16 protein-coding genes are annotated in these 15,097 nt (G+C 75.5%); 2 read left to right on the top strand and 14 right to left on the bottom strand.

The genetic code is table 11. The annotated features are described in order from the left end of the window. Window positions 1–88 precede the first annotated feature (88 nt). The 4 genes from groL to QBL21_RS04185 all read right to left on the bottom strand — a co-directional run bounded on the left by groL (window position 89) and on the right by QBL21_RS04185 (window position 4,276). On the bottom strand, window positions 89–1,714 hold the full coding sequence (groL, locus tag QBL21_RS04200) for a chaperonin GroEL (RefSeq protein WP_407560610.1): 1,626 nt from the start codon (window positions 1,712–1,714) through the stop codon (window positions 89–91). Between the two features lie 125 nt (window positions 1,715–1,839). After that, entirely contained in the window at window positions 1,840–2,148 is a 309-nt protein-coding gene (gene groES / locus QBL21_RS04195; protein ID WP_047017603.1) for a co-chaperone GroES, read from the bottom strand. 236 nt (window positions 2,149–2,384) lie between these two features. Beyond that, entirely contained in the window at window positions 2,385–3,344 is a 960-nt protein-coding gene (locus QBL21_RS04190; protein WP_407560609.1) for a polysaccharide deacetylase family protein, read from the bottom strand. Next, window positions 3,341–4,276, bottom strand: coding sequence for a polysaccharide deacetylase family protein (locus QBL21_RS04185; protein ID WP_407560608.1), 936 nt, complete (start codon window positions 4,274–4,276; stop codon window positions 3,341–3,343). The genes QBL21_RS04190 and QBL21_RS04185 overlap by 4 nt, the downstream gene beginning before the upstream one ends. A gap of 106 nt (window positions 4,277–4,382) precedes the next feature. Here QBL21_RS04185 and QBL21_RS04180 point away from each other — a divergent pair, with 106 nt between their 5' ends. Continuing rightward, window positions 4,383–5,600: a THUMP-like domain-containing protein gene (locus QBL21_RS04180; RefSeq protein ID WP_407560607.1), complete on the top strand. Its 1,218-nt coding sequence runs from the start codon at window positions 4,383–4,385 to the stop codon at window positions 5,598–5,600. Here QBL21_RS04180 and QBL21_RS04175 read toward each other — a convergent pair. The 4 genes from QBL21_RS04175 to tsaB form a co-directional block, all read right to left on the bottom strand. Then, window positions 5,563–5,850, bottom strand: a complete 288-nt coding sequence (locus QBL21_RS04175; protein WP_407560606.1) for a hypothetical protein — start codon at window positions 5,848–5,850, stop codon at window positions 5,563–5,565. The two genes, QBL21_RS04180 and QBL21_RS04175, sit on opposite strands and share 38 nt — an antisense overlap. Continuing rightward, on the bottom strand, window positions 5,847–6,980 hold the full coding sequence (gene tsaD / locus QBL21_RS04170) for a tRNA (adenosine(37)-N6)-threonylcarbamoyltransferase complex transferase subunit TsaD (protein WP_407560605.1): 1,134 nt from the start codon (window positions 6,978–6,980) through the stop codon (window positions 5,847–5,849). Before tsaD ends, QBL21_RS04175 begins: the two co-directional genes overlap by 4 nt. Before the next feature lie 8 nt (window positions 6,981–6,988). After that, window positions 6,989–7,459: a ribosomal protein S18-alanine N-acetyltransferase gene (gene rimI / locus QBL21_RS04165; RefSeq protein ID WP_407560604.1), complete on the bottom strand. Its 471-nt coding sequence runs from the start codon at window positions 7,457–7,459 to the stop codon at window positions 6,989–6,991. 61 nt (window positions 7,460–7,520) lie between these two features. Continuing rightward, the gene (gene tsaB / locus QBL21_RS04160) at window positions 7,521–8,198 is read right to left on the bottom strand and encodes a tRNA (adenosine(37)-N6)-threonylcarbamoyltransferase complex dimerization subunit type 1 TsaB (RefSeq protein ID WP_407566297.1); all 678 of its coding nucleotides are present in this window, start codon (window positions 8,196–8,198) and stop codon (window positions 7,521–7,523) included. Between the two features lie 270 nt (window positions 8,199–8,468). Here tsaB and QBL21_RS04155 point away from each other — a divergent pair, with 270 nt between their 5' ends. After that, a complete protein-coding gene (locus QBL21_RS04155; RefSeq protein WP_407566296.1) occupies window positions 8,469–8,987 on the top strand; it encodes a hypothetical protein in 519 nt (172 codons plus the stop codon). 102 nt (window positions 8,988–9,089) lie between these two features. Here QBL21_RS04155 and QBL21_RS04150 read toward each other — a convergent pair whose 3' ends face one another. The 6 genes from QBL21_RS04150 to QBL21_RS04125 form a co-directional block, all read right to left on the bottom strand. After that, window positions 9,090–9,956: an LLM class flavin-dependent oxidoreductase gene (locus tag QBL21_RS04150; RefSeq protein WP_407560603.1), complete on the bottom strand. Its 867-nt coding sequence runs from the start codon at window positions 9,954–9,956 to the stop codon at window positions 9,090–9,092. 45 nt (window positions 9,957–10,001) lie between these two features. Beyond that, the gene (locus QBL21_RS04145) at window positions 10,002–10,208 is read right to left on the bottom strand and encodes a hypothetical protein (protein WP_407560602.1); all 207 of its coding nucleotides are present in this window, start codon (window positions 10,206–10,208) and stop codon (window positions 10,002–10,004) included. 87 nt (window positions 10,209–10,295) lie between these two features. Continuing rightward, a complete protein-coding gene (gene tsaE / locus QBL21_RS04140) occupies window positions 10,296–10,859 on the bottom strand; it encodes a tRNA (adenosine(37)-N6)-threonylcarbamoyltransferase complex ATPase subunit type 1 TsaE (protein ID WP_407560600.1) in 564 nt (187 codons plus the stop codon). A gap of 11 nt (window positions 10,860–10,870) precedes the next feature. Continuing rightward, window positions 10,871–12,175, bottom strand: a complete 1,305-nt coding sequence (locus QBL21_RS04135; protein ID WP_407560599.1) for an alpha/beta fold hydrolase — start codon at window positions 12,173–12,175, stop codon at window positions 10,871–10,873. Further along, window positions 12,168–13,475: an alanine racemase gene (gene alr, locus QBL21_RS04130; RefSeq protein WP_407560597.1), complete on the bottom strand. Its 1,308-nt coding sequence runs from the start codon at window positions 13,473–13,475 to the stop codon at window positions 12,168–12,170. Before alr ends, QBL21_RS04135 begins: the two co-directional genes overlap by 8 nt. 58 nt (window positions 13,476–13,533) lie before the next feature. After that, window positions 13,534–15,003 carry an NAD(P)H-hydrate dehydratase gene (locus tag QBL21_RS04125; protein ID WP_407560596.1) on the bottom strand — a complete coding sequence of 490 codons (1,470 nt, stop codon included), beginning with the start codon at window positions 15,001–15,003 and terminating at the stop codon, window positions 13,534–13,536. Window positions 15,004–15,097: the final 94 nt, after the last annotated feature.

Genomic DNA, 15,097 nt, shown 5'->3' with positions numbered 1-15,097 from the left:
GTGGCACACGCCGCAGGGCCCCGCCCCCGAAGGAGGCGAGGCCCTGCGGCGTCAGGTCCGGATCCGGGACCGCGGTCCCGGTCGGAGGTCAGTGCGAGTGGCCGTGGCCGTGGCTGTGGCCGTGGTCCTCTTCCGGCTCCGGCTTCTCCACGACCGCGCTCTCCGTGGTCAGGAGCAGCGAGGCGATCGACGCCGCGTTCTCCAGCGCCGAGCGGGTCACCTTCACCGGGTCGATGACGCCGGCCTTCACCAGGTCGCCGTACTCGCCGGTGGCGGCGTTGAAGCCCTGGCCCGCCGTCAGCTCCGCGACCTTGGAGGTGATGACGTAGCCCTCCAGGCCCGCGTTCTCCGCGATCCACCGGAGCGGCTCGACCACCGCGCGGCGGACGACCGCGACGCCGGTGGCCTCGTCACCGGTGAGGTCGAGGCCGCCCTCCAGCACCTTCGCGGCGTGCACGAGCGCCGAGCCGCCGCCGGAGACGATGCCCTCCTCGACCGCCGCGCGGGTGGCGGAGATCGCGTCCTCCAGGCGGTGCTTCTTCTCCTTCAGCTCGACCTCGGTGGCCGCGCCGACGCGGATGACGCACACGCCGCCGGCCAGCTTCGCCAGCCGCTCCTGGAGCTTCTCGCGGTCCCAGTCGGAGTCCGTGGCGTCGATCTCGGCCTTGATCTGCGCGATCCGGCCGGCGACCTCGTCGGACTTGCCGGCGCCGTCGACGATCGTCGTGTCGTCCTTGGTGACGACCACGCGGCGCGCGGTGCCCAGCACCTCAAGACCGACCTGGTCGAGCTTGAGGCCGACCTCCTCGGAGACGACGGTGCCGCCGGTGAGGGTGGCCATGTCGCCGAGCATCGCCTTGCGGCGGTCGCCGAAGCCGGGGGCCTTGACCGCGACGGAGTTGAAGGTGCCGCGGATCTTGTTGACGACGAGGGTGGACAGCGCCTCGCCCTCCACGTCCTCGGCGACGATCAGCAGCGGCTTGGCCGAGCCGGCCTGCATGACCTTCTCCAGCAGCGGCAGCAGGTCCTGGATGGAGGAGATCTTGCCCTGGTGGATGAGGATGTACGGGTCCTCCAGCACCGCCTCCATGCGGTCCTGGTCGGACACCATGTAGTGCGACAGGTAGCCCTTGTCGAAGGCCATGCCCTCGGTGAAGTCCAGCTCCAGGCCGAAGGTGTTGGACTCCTCGACGGTGATGACGCCGTCCTTGCCGACCTTGTCCATGGCCTCGCCGATGAGCTGGCCCACCTGCTCGTCCTGCGCGGAGAGCCCGGCGACCGCGGCGATGTCGGACTTGGAGTCGATCGGGCTGGCGACCTTCAGCAGCTCGTCGGAGATGGCCGCGACGGCGGCGTCGATGCCGCGCTTGAGCGCGGAGGGGGAGGCGCCGGCGGCAACGTTGCGCAGGCCCTCGCGGACCAGCGCCTGGGCCAGCACGGTGGCGGTGGTGGTGCCGTCGCCCGCGATGTCGTTGGTCTTGGTCGCCACCTCCTTCACAAGCTGCACGCCCAGGTTCTCGTACGGGTCCTCGACCTCGATCTCACGGGCGATCGTCACGCCGTCGTTGGTGATGGTCGGGGCACCGAACTTCTTGTCGATGACGACGTTGCGGCCCTTGGGACCGATCGTCACCTTCACGGTGTCGGCAAGCTTGTCCACGCCGCGCTCAAGAGCGCGGCGGGCGTCCTCGTCGAACTTCAGAGTCTTCGCCATGGAACGTGGTTCCTCTCAAGGGGGCGCCGTCGGGAGCGCCGACGCCCCGGCCCGTTTCGATATGTCCTGCTCGATGAACGGATCCGGGGCGCGGCCTGGTGTGGGAAGAAGCGGGAAGCGCCCCGTTACTTCTCGATGATCGCGAGCACGTCGCGGGCAGAGAGGACGAGGTAGTCCTCGTTGTTGTACTTCACCTCGGTGCCGCCGTACTTGCTGTAGAGAACGACGTCGCCGACGGAGACGTCGAGCGGCAGCCGGTTGCCGTCCTCGAAACGGCCCGGGCCGACGGCCAGGACGACGCCCTCCTGGGGCTTCTCCTTGGCGGTGTCCGGGATGACCAGGCCCGAGGCCGTGGTCTCCTCGGCGTCGAGCGGCTGGACCACAATGCGGTCCTCAAGCGGCTTGATGGCAACCTTGGTGCTGGCGGTCGTCACGATCCGACCTCCCCCTTCGGAGATCTCGCGGGGTTGAATGTCTGGGGTGGCGACCCTGGTGGATCCGTCGTCGCGGGTGCCGGATCCGCCTCGTCGCTGTGTTGGCACTCTCCCTCGGGGAGTGCCAGACCCGAGGTTATGCCGCCCTTTAGCACTCGGTCAAGCCGAGTGCCAGATTGCCACCCGCGTCGCCCGCCGTCCGGCCGTACGGTCGTACGAATCCCCTGACTCCCGCGTCACATGTAGTCCTCCAGCCGGGCCACCGTGAACCCCTGCCGCTGGACCTCCCGCACCAGCTCCGCCAGCACGTCCGTCATCGTCCGCCCGCCCTGCTGCGCCGGCCCCCGGAAGTGCGCCAGCACGATGTCGCCGGGGCGCAGCCGGTCGCCGCTGCGGTACTCCAGGCCGGTCGCCTTCAGGTCCGCCCGCCACAGCGGCATCGCGCGTACGCCGCAGGAGGCGGCGGCCCTGAGCGTCGCCGCGTCGTACTTGCCGTAGGGCGGCCGGAAGAGCGTCGGACGGACGCCGAAGCGCTCCGCGACGCGCTCCTGCTGGCGGCAGATCTGGCGGCGCTGCGCGGCGTAGGGCAGGGCGGTGAGGTCGGGGTGGGTGAGGGTGTGGCCGTGTACGGAGTTGCCGAGGCGCCGCAGTTCCTCGAAGTAGTTGTAGTCGCCGCGGGCCGCGGAGTCCGAGAGGAACATGCTGAACGGCAGCCGCAGGTCCGCCGCCATGTCGATCAGCCGGGGATCCCGCACCCAGCCGTCGTCGATGGTGAGGAAGACGACCTTGTCGCGCGTCGGCACCCGGCCCGTCACGGCCGGCAGCCCGGAGTCGTCGGGCCGCACGGGGCGGCTCGCGGGGGGCGCGGGCGGCGGGTCGAGGGGGCGGTCGAGGCCCCAGCGCTGGTACGCCGCGGGGCCGGCGGCGCGGTCGACGCCGTCGTCCTTGCGCTCCCCGTCGCCCCCGCCGGGCAGCCCCCGGGGCGTACGCCCCGCGTGCCGCGCGCCCGGCTTGCCGTCCGTGCCGCCGTCCCCGGCCACCTCGTCCCGTACGCCCCGGTCCGCGGACTCCGCGTCCTTCGGGAACCACTCCCCGGTCGGCCGGGCCGCGTCCGCGCACGCGGTCAGTGCCAGCAGGCAGACGGCGGCTATCGCGGCGGCGGACGAACGCCGCCCGGAGCGGCGGGTGCGCCTCATACGTAGTCCTCCAAGCGAGCAACGGCGAAGCCCTCGTCGCTCGCCTTACGGAGCACCGTACGGAGGACGTCGGCCATCGTGCCGCCGAATTCGGAAGGTCCTTCGAAGTGGGTGAGCACGATGTCGCCGGGATGGAACGCGGTGTCGCCGCGGGAGTACGTCCAGCGACCGGGGAACGCCTCCTGCTGCCACAGCGGTACGAGGTCGATGCCGCAGTCCTTCGCGGCGCGCAGGGTGTCGCCGTTGTAGTTGCCGTACGGCGGGCGGAAGATCCGCGGTGCGGCGCCCATCTCGCGCTTGAGCACGCGCTGTTGGCCGCAGATCTCCTCGCGCTGCGCCGCGTAGGGCAGTTCGCGCAGGTTGGGGTGGTGGAGGGTGTGGTTGCTTACGGTGGTGCCGAGGTCGCGCAGGGCGCGGAAGTAGGCGTAGTCGTCGCGCGCGACCTCGTCGGCGAGGAAGGCGCTGACGGGCACGTCGAGTTCGCGCAGCATCCGCAGCAGCTCGGGGTCCTTGCGGTAGCCGTCGTCGATGGTGAGGAAGATCACCCGGTCGTCGGTCGGGACCCGGGTGATGACGGGCGGCAGACCGGGGCCGCCGCCGTCGGTCTCGAAGCCGGGTTCGGTGGCGAGCGCGGGCTTGGTACGCGGCGGGGCGGGCGGCAGCAGCGGGGTCGCGTCCAGTCCCCAGGTGCGGGCGGCAGCGAGCCGCCGGGCGTGCACGCGCTGCTGGTGCTGCGCGGTGCGGGCGAGCGCGCGGGCGGGGGCGGCGGCGAGGGCGCCGGCGGCGGCGGGCTTGGCGTCCTCGTAGGGGTGCGTGAGGGGGCGGGGGTGGTCGGTCGGGTCGGGGGTGTCGTAGGAGCAGGCGGGGGCGAGGAGGGCGGCGGTGACGGCCACGGCGAGGAGGCCGGTGCGGAGTCCGGGGCGTGGGGTCATTTTATCCTTTTGTCGTATTAATTAGATTCGCTCGCATCCTCCCAGCGCGGAACGCGGTGTCACGGCGCCACGCCGTACGCTCCGCCGCCTGGCGGACAATGGGCGCATGCACGGCCCCGACGCCACCGACGACCCCCTCGCCGCCCTCCTCACCCCCGAGGGGCAGGCCCTTCTCGCCGAGCTGCGCGAGCACGACCCCGCCGACGAACTGGCCCTCGCCACCCGGCTGCGCCGCACCCACCCCGCCCCGCTGGTCTCCGCCGCGCTCGGGCAGGCCCGGCTGCGGCAGCGGGCGGCGGCGAAGTTCGGGGCGGACGCGGCGCGGATGTACTTCACCCCCGACGGCGTCGAGCAGGCGACCCGTACGGCGGTGGCGGCGCACCGGGCGGCCCGGTTCGCGGCGCTCGGCGTCACCCGGGTCGCCGACCTGTGCTGCGGCATCGGCGGCGACGCGGTGGCGCTGGCGCGGGCCGGGATCGCGGTGCTCGCCGTCGACCGGGACCCGGCGACGGCCGCCGCCGCCCGGGCCAACGCGGCGGCGCTGGGGGTCGCGGAGCTGGTCGACGTGCGCTGCGCGGAGGTCGGGGACGTGGACATCTCCGGATACGACGCCGTGTTCGTCGATCCGGCTCGCCGGGTCGGCCGGGGCGGCGGGTCCGGGCGGGTCTTCGACCCCGAGGCGTACTCGCCGCCGCTCTCCTGGGCCGTCGAGGTCGCCGGCCGCGTCTCGCACGCCGCGCTGAAGGTCGCCCCCGGCATCCCGCACGAGGCGGTGCCGGACGCCGCCGAGGCGGAGTGGGTCTCCTACGGCGGCGACGTGAAGGAGGCCGTGCTCTGGTTCGGCGCCGCCCCCGGCGCCCGCCGCGCGACCCTGCTGCCCGCCGGCGCCACCCTCACCGGCCGCGGCCTGCCCGACCCGGCGCCCGGCCCGGTGGGGCGCTATCTGTACGAGCCGGACGGCGCCGTCATCCGCGCCCACCTCGTCGCCGAGGTGGCGGCGCAGGTCGGCGGGCGGCTGCTGGACCCGACCATCGCCTACGTCACGGCCGACGGCACGGCGGCGGGCCCGGCCCCGACTCCGTACGCCACCGCGTACGAGATCACCGACGTGCTCCCGTTCAACGTCAAGAAGCTCCGCGCCCTGCTGCGCGAACGCGGCGTCGGCAGCGTGACCGTCAAGAAGCGCGGCTCCGCCGTGGAGCCCGAGGAGCTGCGGCGGAAGCTGAAGCTCGACGGCCCGACCACGGTGTCCTGCACCGTCTTCCTGACCCGGGTCGCCGGCGCGCCTACGGTGCTCCTGGGCCGTCCGGTCCCAGCGACGTGAACCGCCAGCGGTGCGCGGGGCGCGCCAGCAGCCCGGCGTCGTCGGGGGCGGGCAGCTCGGGCAGCTCCGCCTCGTAGGGCGCGTCCCACCACGTGATGACGAGCACCCGCTCGCCCGGCGCCGTGAACGTCTCGCGGCGCAGCGGCGCCCCGGCGCCAGCGCCGGCGAGGTGCTGCGCGCGGGCCCAGGCCAGCAGGTCGGCCGCCCGGCCGGGCGCCGCCTTGGCCTCCCACATCAACGCGACGGTCACGAGTACAGGTTGTCCTTCGCCAGCTCGTGCACGTGGTCGTGGCCGTGGCCGTGCCCGTGATCATGACCATCGCCCTGTACGTGGTCGTGCCCCGGCACGTGCGTCTCCGTCACCGGCAGCGACGAGTCCGCCGACAGCTCCCAGTCCGACGCCGCCCGCCCCCGCGCCACCATCTCCGCGCCCAGCGCCGCGACCATCGCCCCGTTGTCCGTGCACAGCTTCGGCCGCGGCACCCGCAGCACGATCCCCGCGTCCTCGCAGCGCCGCTCCGCCATCGCCCGCAGCCGCGAGTTGGCCGCCACGCCGCCGCCGATCATCAGGTGGCCGACGCCGCTGTCCCGGCAGGCCCGTACCGCCTTGCGCGTCAGCACGTCCGCCACCGACTCCTGGAACGACGCCGCCACATCCGCCACCGGCACCTCCTCCCCCGCCGCGCGCCTGGCCTCCACCCAGCGGGCGACGGAGGTCTTCAGACCGGAGAAGGAGAAGTCGTACAGCGGGTCGCGCGGCCCCGTCAGGCCGCGCGGGAAGCGGATCGCGGCCGGGTCGCCCTCGCGCGCGGCCCGGTCGATGAACGGGCCGCCGGGGAAGCCGAGCCCGAGCACCCGGGCGACCTTGTCGAACGCCTCGCCCGCCGCGTCGTCGATGGTCGCGCCGAGGGGGCGGACGTCGGAGGTGATGTCGGCGGACATCAGCAGCGAGGAGTGCCCGCCGGAGACCAGCAGGGCCATCGTCGGCTCGGGCAGCGCGCCGTGTTCGAGCTGGTCGACGGCGATGTGGGAGGCGAGGTGGTTGACGCCGTAGAGCGGCTTGCCCAGCGCGTACGCGTACGCCTTGGCCGCCGACACCCCGACCAGCAGCGCGCCGGAGAGCCCCGGCCCCGCCGTCACCGCGACCGCGTCCAGGTCCCGGGCGGTCACCCCGGCGTCGCGCAGCGCCCGCTCGATGGTCGGCACCATCGCCTCCAGGTGCGCCCGGCTCGCCACCTCGGGCACCACGCCGCCGAAGCGGGCGTGCGCGTCGACGCTGGAGGCGATGGCGTCGGCGAGCAGCGTGTGCCCGCGGACGATCCCGACGCCGGTCTCGTCGCAGGACGTCTCGATGCCGAGCACCAGGGGTTCGTCAGCCATGGGGGGCGTCACTCTTTCTCGGTACGGCGCATGACGAGCGCGTCGATGTTTCCGGGCTGGTAGTAGCCGCGCCGGACGCCGATCACGGCGAAGCCGTGGCGCTCGTAGAGGCGCTGGGCGCGGTCGTTGTCGACGCGCACCTCCAGCAGCACCTCGCGGCAGCCGAAGCGGCGGGCGGCGTCGAGCAGCGCCTCCAGCAGGCGCGGGCCGAGGCCGGTGCCCCAGTGGTCGCGGGCGGCGGCGATGGTCTGGACGTCGCCGGTGCCGTCGAGGGCGGCGAGGCCGCCGTAGCCGACGACGCGGCCGTCGGCATCCTCGGCGACGACGTACGAGCGGGTGGCGCCGGGGCCGCGGGCGTGGGCCAGCTCGGACCAGAACATGGCCGGGGACCAGGCGTCGTCGGGGAAGGTGTCCCGTTCGAGGGCGAGCACGGGGTCGATGTCCCACCACCGCATCTCGCGCAGGGCGACGGCGGTCATGGGCGGGGGACGCTCTCGTCCGGGGTCGCGCACCGCGTCTCGTACGGGGCGGTTCTCGCGGTCATCGCGGGGTGACCGACTTGTACGCGGCCGGGACCTGCGCGTCCGGCCGGCGCAGGTACAGCGGGCGGGGCGGCAGCAGCCCGGCGCCGCCCGCGGCGAGCCGCTCGGCGGCCAGCGCGGCGAGGGCGGCGGCGTGCGGGTGCGCCGGCGGGCGGGCGTCGGGGAACACCTCGGGGTACAGCTCCGCGCCCGCCCCGGCGGCGGGCAGGCCCGCGACCTGCTCGGCGACGTCGGCGGGCCGGTCGACGGCCGGCTCGGTGACGCGGGCGCGGGCGTCCTCGTAGCGCGCCCAGTACACCTCTTTGCGGCGGGCGTCGGTGGCCACGGCGAACGGGCCCTCGATGCCGCCGGCGCCGCCGAGGCCGGTGCGCCCGGCGGCGTAGGCGATGCCGTCGAGGGTGCAGACCCCGTACACGGGGATGCCGAGCGTCATGCCGAGGACCTCCGCGGTCACCAGCCCCACCCGCAGCCCGGTGTACGGACCGGGCCCGACGCCGACGACGACGCCGGTCAGCTCCCCCAGCTCCCGGCCCGCCCCGGCGAGCACGCGGTCGACGGCGGGCAGCAGCAGCTCGCCGTGGCGCCGGGCGTCGACCTGGTGCGACGCGGCGAGCGCGGGCGCGGCGGGGTCTCCGTCGTGGAGTGCGACGGTCACGGCGGGGGAGGCGGTATCCATGGCGAGAAGCACGCCCTTCAGGGTAGTCGCGCGGGAGGGGTGCCCGGAGCGCGTCCGCCGGGCCGGTGACTCCGGCTGCGGCGGGCCGGGACGGCGCGGGGGCGGGTGCTACCGTCGGGCGGAGCAGACGGGGGCGACGAAGGCAAGCGGGATCAGGGCAAGCTGATCCGGGCAAGCTGATCAGGACAGGCTGGGGACAGGCGTCGGCGGAGCGGCCGTCCGGCCGCCGTACCGGAAGGGGCGTACCGCGTGGCAGGCAGCGGGAAATTCGTGGCCGGGCTGACGGCCGCCGCCCTGGGCGTGGTCGCCTTCCTCGCCTACCAGGCCAACGCCAACGCCCCCGACTCCCTCGCCCGCAACCGGCCGGGGGTCGCGAGCCCCGAGCCGTCCAAGGCGAAGGAGAAGAAGCTCGAACTGCCCGCCCGCTCGGGCACCGGGCTGCGGGTGGTGTACGCGCTGAAGGACCACCGCGTGTGGCTCGTCGGCGAGGACAACTCGGTGCTGCGGACGTACAAGGTGACGCCGAGCACCGTCGACCCGCCGCCGGGCACGTACGCCGTCACCTCGCGGTCCAGGCAGATCACCGGCTCGGACGGGGTGCTGGTGGAGCACGTGGTGCGCTTCGCGGAGTTCGAGGGCACCGTCATAGGGTTCAGCGCCGCGCTCGACGGCTCGCGGCCGGACCCGGACGCGACGGAGAAGACGGGCGGTGTGCGCTCGTCGCGGGCGGACGGCAAGGCGCTGTGGCGCTTCGCGACGGTGGGCGTCGAGGTCGCGGTGGTGAAGTAGCGGGGGCCCGCTGCCGGACCCCCGCCGAAACCCCACTTCCCGCGTTCCCGCGCTGCCGCGTTCCCGCTTCCTGCGTTCCTGCGTCTGTCCGCCGCTACGTTCCTACAGCCCGGCGGCCTCCGCGATCAGCGAGACCTGCCCCACGTCCGGGTTGCAGGGGAACAGCACCAGCTCGTCGCAGCCCGCGTCCGCGAACGCGGCCTTCGCGGCGGCGACCGCCTTCGGCGAGGTCAGCGCCCCCTCGACGATCTTCTCGGCGAAGTCGCCGAGGAAGCCGTAGTAGTCCAGCAGGTAGCGGCGGGCGTGCTCCTCGGCGTCGGCGCCGAGGCTCGCGTACGCCAGGGCCGCCACCCGCGGCTCGCCCTCCCGGCCCGCCTCGCGCCAGGCCGTCCTGGCCTTCTCTGCGCCCGCGGCCAACTGCTCCGGCCGGCCGCCGCCGAGGATCCAGCCGGCGCCGTACTCCGCGACCCGCCGGAACGTGGCGGGTGCGTCGCCGCCGAAGAGGATCGGCGGCCCGCCGGCCTGCACCGGCACCGGGCCGACGGGGTGGGCCCGGCCGCGGGCGTCCTGGTTCCACACCGCGCGCATCTCGGCGAGCTGGCCGTCGAAGATCCGGCCGCGCTCGGTGAACGGCACGCCCGCCGCCTCGAAGTCGTCCTGGCGCCCGCCGACGGCGGCGCCGACGGTGAGCCGGCCGCCGGAGAGCACATCGACGGAGGCGAGCTGCTTGGCGAGCAGGGCGCCGTTGCCGCGGTACGGGGCGATGAGGATGGTCGTCGTCAGGCCGATCCGCTCGGTGACGGCGGCAGCGGCGGCGAGGGTGGGGATCGTTTCGAGGTTGCCGTAGACGACGCGGTCGATGGTGCCCAGGGTCGAGAAGCCGGCCTGCTCGGCCGCGACGGCCCACTCGGGGATCAGCTTGCCGGGGATGCCGGTGATGGTGGAGGGAAGTCCGATGCCGATGTCCATGCTGCGCAGCCTAGATGTCCCCGGGGCGGGCGGGGCGGGGCGGTCCTACGCGGCGTGCTGCTCCGGCGCGGCGGCCGGATCCCCGGCCGTGTTCCCCGCCGTGTCCCCCGCCTTCTCGCGGGTCGTCTGCGCCGCATCGGTCGCTGCGGGCTCGGGGGCGGGCGGCGTCGAGACCGCCTCCGCCGCCGCGCAGGCGGCGAGCAGCTCGGCCACTCCCACCACGGGGCGCTGCTCGTGTTGCTCAGGTGCCATACGCCCATGGGACCACGCCCGCCGACCCGGGGCAACGATATGCCGACAGCACGTCGGCATCTTTGTCGGAACGTACAGCACTGCTGTTCAGGCGCGGGCGAGCGCGGCCAGCGCGCCGTGCGCCCAGCGCGCGCCGACGCCGGTGAGGGTGACGTGCCGTACATCCGCCGCATCAGGCTCGTGGGCGTCGTCGGCCCCGTCGTCTGCGTCGGTCGCTGCCTGCCCGGCCGCGTCGCCGGTGCTGCGCTCGATGACGACGTGCAGCCGGTCCTCGGCCAGCTCCTCGACCTTGCCCTCGCCCCACTCCACCACCACGACCGACTCGGGCAGCGACACGTCGAGGTCCAGGTCCTCCATCTCCTCAAGCCCGCCGCCCAGCCGGTACGCGTCGACGTGGACCAGCGGCGGCCCGCCCGAGACGGACGGGTGCACGCGCGCGATGACGAACGTCGGCGACGTCACCGCCCCCCGCACCCCGAGCCCGGCTCCGAGTCCCCGCGCGAGCGTCGTCTTGCCCGCGCCCAGCGCCCCGGTGAGGAGCACGAGGTCCCCGGCGCGCAGCACGGCGGCCAGCCGGCGGCCCAGGTCCTGCATCTGCTCGGACGACTCGACGGTCATCTGGACGGCGGTGGTGGTCGCGGCGGCGCTCATGGCACTGGATGTTAGAGGGTCCGGCGCGACGAGCCGCGCGTACGCCGTACGGGCCCGGCCCCCGGTTCCCTCCCCGGCCCCGGCCCCGGCCGGGGCCGCACGCCCGCGCGAGCGAGCAGCGCGGCCAGCGCGTCGTTCACGCGGTCGGGGCGTTCCAGCATGACGAGGTGCCCCGCGTGCCCGACGACCTCGAACGGGGCATCGGGCAGCCGGGCGGCGATCCGCTCGCTGTGCGCCGGAGGCGTGACCATGTCGCGGTCACCGACGAGGACGAGCCCTGGGCGGTCGCGGAAGACCGCCAGCGCCTCGTCCTTCTCGTGCGCGGCGAACGCCGGGTAGAACTCGGCGACCACGTCTATCGGCGTGCTCTCCAGCAGCCGTTCGGCGAAGCGCGCGACGGTCGGATCGACGCCCTCGGTGCCGAACGAGTAGTGCTTGATGATCCCGTCGAAGAGGTCGGCGGTCGCCTGCCGGCCGCGCTCGGCCAGCTCGGCGCGGCTGCCGAGCGCCTTGAGGACGCCGGGCACGAAGTGCCGTACGGCCCAGGCGCCGGCCGCGGGCAGCCCGAACGTCACCCGGCCGAGGTCGCCCGCGGAGGTGCCGAGGAACGCGACGCCGGCCACCCGGTCCCGTACGAGGTCGGGGAACTGGTCGGCGAAGGCCATGACGGTCATGCCGCCCATCGAGTGGCCGACGAGCAGCAGCGGGCCCTCGGGGGCGGCGGCCTCGACGACGGCCCTGAGGTCGCGGCCGAGCTGCTCGATGGTGACCGGCTCGTCGCCTTCGAGCTGGCTGACGCCGCGGGCGGAGCGGCCGTGGCTGCGCTGGTCCCAGTACACGGCGCGGACCCGGCCGCGGAGGGCGGCGCGCTGGAAGTGCCAGACGTCCTGGTTGAGGCAGTAGCCGTGGCTGAAGACGACGGTCAGCGGCGCGGCGGCGCGGCGGCCGGCGAAGCGGCGGCGCCGGCGGCGGGGGGTGGCCGCCGCAGTGTCGGGGGCGGCGCCGTCGGGGGGCGTGACCGGGAAGTCGTCGGCCTCCTCGACCTCGTAGTGCAGCCTCGTGCCGTCGTCGGCGACGGCCGTGCCGGGGGTGCCGCGGAGGGTGCCGTACGGGCCCGCCGCGTCGAGGGCCTGCCGGGCCCGGCGGCGGACGCCGCGGCCCATCGCCAGCCGCTCCACCGCCACGCTCGCCGCGGCCCCGGCGGCGAGCACGCCGATGGCGGCGCCCGCGATCCCGGCCCGCCGCCGGCCGGCCCGGGACCAGCCGCCGGGCGGCGGGACGGGGAGGGGGGCGGGGCCGGGGCCGGGGTCAGTCATGGCGGGCCCCGGGCCGGTGCGGGTCGGCGGCGTACGCGGCGTCGGTGCCTGTGCCTGTGTCCGTGCCTGTGCCTGTGCCTGTGTCCGTGGCCGTGGCCGTGGCCGTGGCCGTGTCCGTGCCTGTGGCCGTGTCCATGTGCGTGTCCATGTGGGGGGCATCCCCCGCCCCGCCCACGTACACGCGCGGAACGCGGGGTCCGATCCGGGTGACGATCTCGTACCCGATCGTGCCCGCCGCCCGCGCCCAGTCCTCCGCCGTGGGCTCGCCGTGGTCCCCGGGCCCGAAGAGCACCGCCTCGTCGCCCACCGCCGCCGCGTCCCCGCCCAGGTCCACGACGAACTGGTCCATCGCGACCCGCCCCGCGACCGTCCGCAGCTTCCCGGCGACGAGCACCGGCCCCGTCCCCGAGGCGTGCCGCGGGATGCCGTCCGCGTAGCCGACGGGCACGAGGGCCAGGGTGGTGCGGCCCGGGGTGACGTAGTGGTGCCCGTACGAGATGCCCAGGCCGGCCGGCGCCTCCTTGACCTGCGCGAGCGACGCCTTGAGCGCCATGACGGGCCGCAGCCCGAAGTCCGCCGGGCTCCCGACCTCGGGGCTCGGCGACAGTCCGTACGACGCGACCCCGGGCCGGACGAGGTCGAAGTGGGCGTCGGGGAGGGTGAGCGTGGCCGGCGAGTTCGCCATGTGCCGCACCTCGGGGCGCAGTCCGGCGCGCTCGGCGACGGCCAGGGCCTCCTGGAAGGCGTCGAGCTGGCGGCGGACGGAGGGATGGCCGGGCTCGTCGGCGCAGGCGAAGTGCGACCAGACGCCGGTCACGGCGATGACGCCCTCGGCCTCGGCGGCGCGGGCGGCGGCGACGAGGTCGGGCCAGTCGTCGGCCAGGCAGCCGTTGCGGCCGAGGCCGGTGTCGGCCTTGAGCTGGACGCGCGCGGTGCGCCCGGCGGCGCGGGCGGCGGGCAGCAGCTCCCGCAGCGCCCACAGGCCGCTGACGGTGACGTCGAGATCCGCCTCGACGGCCTGCCGCCACGGCCCGCCGGGCGTCCACAGCCAGCACAGGATCCGCCCCCGGTCGCCGGCGGCCCGCAGGTCCAGGGCCTCCTGGGGCGTGGCGGTCCCCACCCACTCGGCGCCCGCGGCGCGCGCGGCGCGGGCGCAGGGCAGCATGCCGTGGCCGTAGGCGTCGCCCTTGACGACGGCCAGGAACTGCGCGCGCGGGGCGATGCCGCGCAGGGCGCGGATGTTCGCGCCGTACGCGGTGAGGTCGATCTCCGCGCGGGCGCGGAGAGGGGAGTCGCTCATCGGTGCCAGTGTCGCATTGCGCCCCGGCACCTGCGGGTCGGCGGAAGATCTGGGGAGGTCAGGCGTCGCGGACGTCGCGCCAGACGACGGGGAGCGCGTCGGGCAGTTCGTGGGCGGTGACCGGGGCGCCGTCGGCGAGGGTGCGGGCCGCGAGGCCGTGGAGGTACGCGCCGACGGAGGCGGCGTCGCGGGCGGCGAGACCGGCGGCGAGGAGGGCGCCGGTGAGCCCGGAGAGGACGTCGCCGCTGCCGGCGGTGGCGAGCCAGGGGGTGCCGGTGGGGTTGACGCGTACGGGAACGGGGTCCTCGCCCGGCCCGGCGACCAGGGTCGTGGAGCCCTTGAGCAGGGTCGACGCGCCGTACGCCGCCGCCAGCGACCGTACCGCCGCCAGCCGGCCCGACTCCACCTCCGCCCGGTCCACGCCGAGGAGCGCGGCGGCCTCCCCCGCGTGCGGGGTGAGCAGCGTCGGGGCGGACCGGCGCCGTACCCGTACCCGGTCCAGCAGCCGCAGGCCGTCGGCGTCGACCAGCACCGGCACGTCGGCGGCGAGCACCTGGTCCAGCACCTCCTCCGCGCCCGGCCCGTCCCCCAGCCCCGGCCCGACGACCCACGCCTGGACCCGGCCCGCCTTCCCCGGCGGCCCGGGGTGGACCAGCGTCTCCGGATACCGCGCGATGACCGCCGGCGCCGCGGGCCCCACGTACCGCACGGCCCCCGCCCCGCCCCGCAGCGCCCCGCCGACGGCGAGCACGGCGGCGCCGGGGTAGCGCTCGGAACCGGCGACGACGCCGACGACACCGCGCCGGTACTTGTCGCTCTCGGCGGCCGGATGCGGCAGCAGCGCCGCCACGTCGGCGTGCTGAAGCGCCTCCAGCTCGGGCACCTCGGGCAGGTAGGGCCCGAGCCCGATGTCCACGAGCCGCAGCGCCCCGGCGCGCTCGGCGGCGGGGTCGACGAGCAGCCCGGGCTTGTACGCACCGAAGGTCACCGTGGCGTCGGCGGTCACGGCCTCGCCCCGTACCTCGCCGGTGTCGGCCTCGACGCCGCTGGGGAGGTCGACGGCGAGCACGGGGGCGCGGGTGCCGTGGACCAGGCGCACCAGCGCGGCGGCGGGGGGCCGCAGGCCGCCGGAGCCGCCGATGCCGACGATGCCGTCGAGGACGAGGTCGACACGGTCGAACGCCCGGTGCAGGAACGCCTCCGCACCCTCGTCGACGGCCAGCACCCGGCCCCCGCCGGCCCACAGGGCGGAGAGCCCGCCCTGGTGCGTACGCTCCGGGCTCAGCAGCACGGCCGTCACCCGCGCCCCGCGCCGCGCCAGCCGCGCACCGGCGTACAGCGCGTCCCCGCCGTTGTCCCCGCTCCCCACGAGCAGCGCCACCCGCCGCCCGTACACCCGCCCCAGCAACCCGGCCGCCGCGGCGGCCAGCCCGGCGGCGGCCCGCTGCATGAGCGCCCCCTCGGGCAACTCCGCCATCAGCGCCGCCTCGGCACTCCGCACCGTCTCCACCCCAAAAGCGGTCCTCATCCCCCCATCCTCCCCCGCCGGCGGAAGGCCCGCAGCCGGGGACTCTGCCGACTCGCGCCGGCCTTCGGGGCGGACAGGAGCGGGTCGGCGACGT

It is taken from the genome of Streptomyces sp. 184, assembly GCF_045781775.1.
Classification (GTDB): Bacteria; Actinomycetota; Actinomycetes; order Streptomycetales; family Streptomycetaceae; genus Streptomyces.
This window is presented reverse-complemented; position numbering and strand designations above follow the sequence as displayed.

Bases quoted from the DNA above. Each gene is read 5' to 3' on its own strand.
- groL (WP_407560610.1), bottom strand. From the start codon at position 1,714: ATGGCGAAGACTCTGAAGTTCGACGAGGACGCCCGCCGCGCTCTTGAG.
- QBL21_RS04190 (WP_407560609.1), bottom strand. From the start codon at position 3,344: ATGAGGCGCACCCGCCGCTCCGGGCGGCGTTCGTCCGCCGCCGCGATA.
- QBL21_RS04185 (WP_407560608.1), bottom strand. From the start codon at position 4,276: ATGACCCCACGCCCCGGACTCCGCACCGGCCTCCTCGCCGTGGCCGTC.
- QBL21_RS04180 (WP_407560607.1), top strand. From the start codon at position 4,383: ATGCACGGCCCCGACGCCACCGACGACCCCCTCGCCGCCCTCCTCACC.
- tsaD (WP_407560605.1), bottom strand. From the start codon at position 6,980: ATGGCTGACGAACCCCTGGTGCTCGGCATCGAGACGTCCTGCGACGAG.
- rimI (WP_407560604.1), bottom strand. From the start codon at position 7,459: ATGACCGCCGTCGCCCTGCGCGAGATGCGGTGGTGGGACATCGACCCC.
- tsaB (WP_407566297.1), bottom strand. From the start codon at position 8,198: ATGGATACCGCCTCCCCCGCCGTGACCGTCGCACTCCACGACGGAGAC.
- QBL21_RS04150 (WP_407560603.1), bottom strand. From the start codon at position 9,956: ATGGACATCGGCATCGGACTTCCCTCCACCATCACCGGCATCCCCGGC.
- QBL21_RS04145 (WP_407560602.1), bottom strand. From the start codon at position 10,208: ATGGCACCTGAGCAACACGAGCAGCGCCCCGTGGTGGGAGTGGCCGAG.
- tsaE (WP_407560600.1), bottom strand. From the start codon at position 10,859: ATGAGCGCCGCCGCGACCACCACCGCCGTCCAGATGACCGTCGAGTCG.
- QBL21_RS04135 (WP_407560599.1), bottom strand. From the start codon at position 12,175: ATGACTGACCCCGGCCCCGGCCCCGCCCCCCTCCCCGTCCCGCCGCCC.
- alr (WP_407560597.1), bottom strand. From the start codon at position 13,475: ATGAGCGACTCCCCTCTCCGCGCCCGCGCGGAGATCGACCTCACCGCG.
- QBL21_RS04125 (WP_407560596.1), bottom strand. From the start codon at position 15,003: ATGAGGACCGCTTTTGGGGTGGAGACGGTGCGGAGTGCCGAGGCGGCG.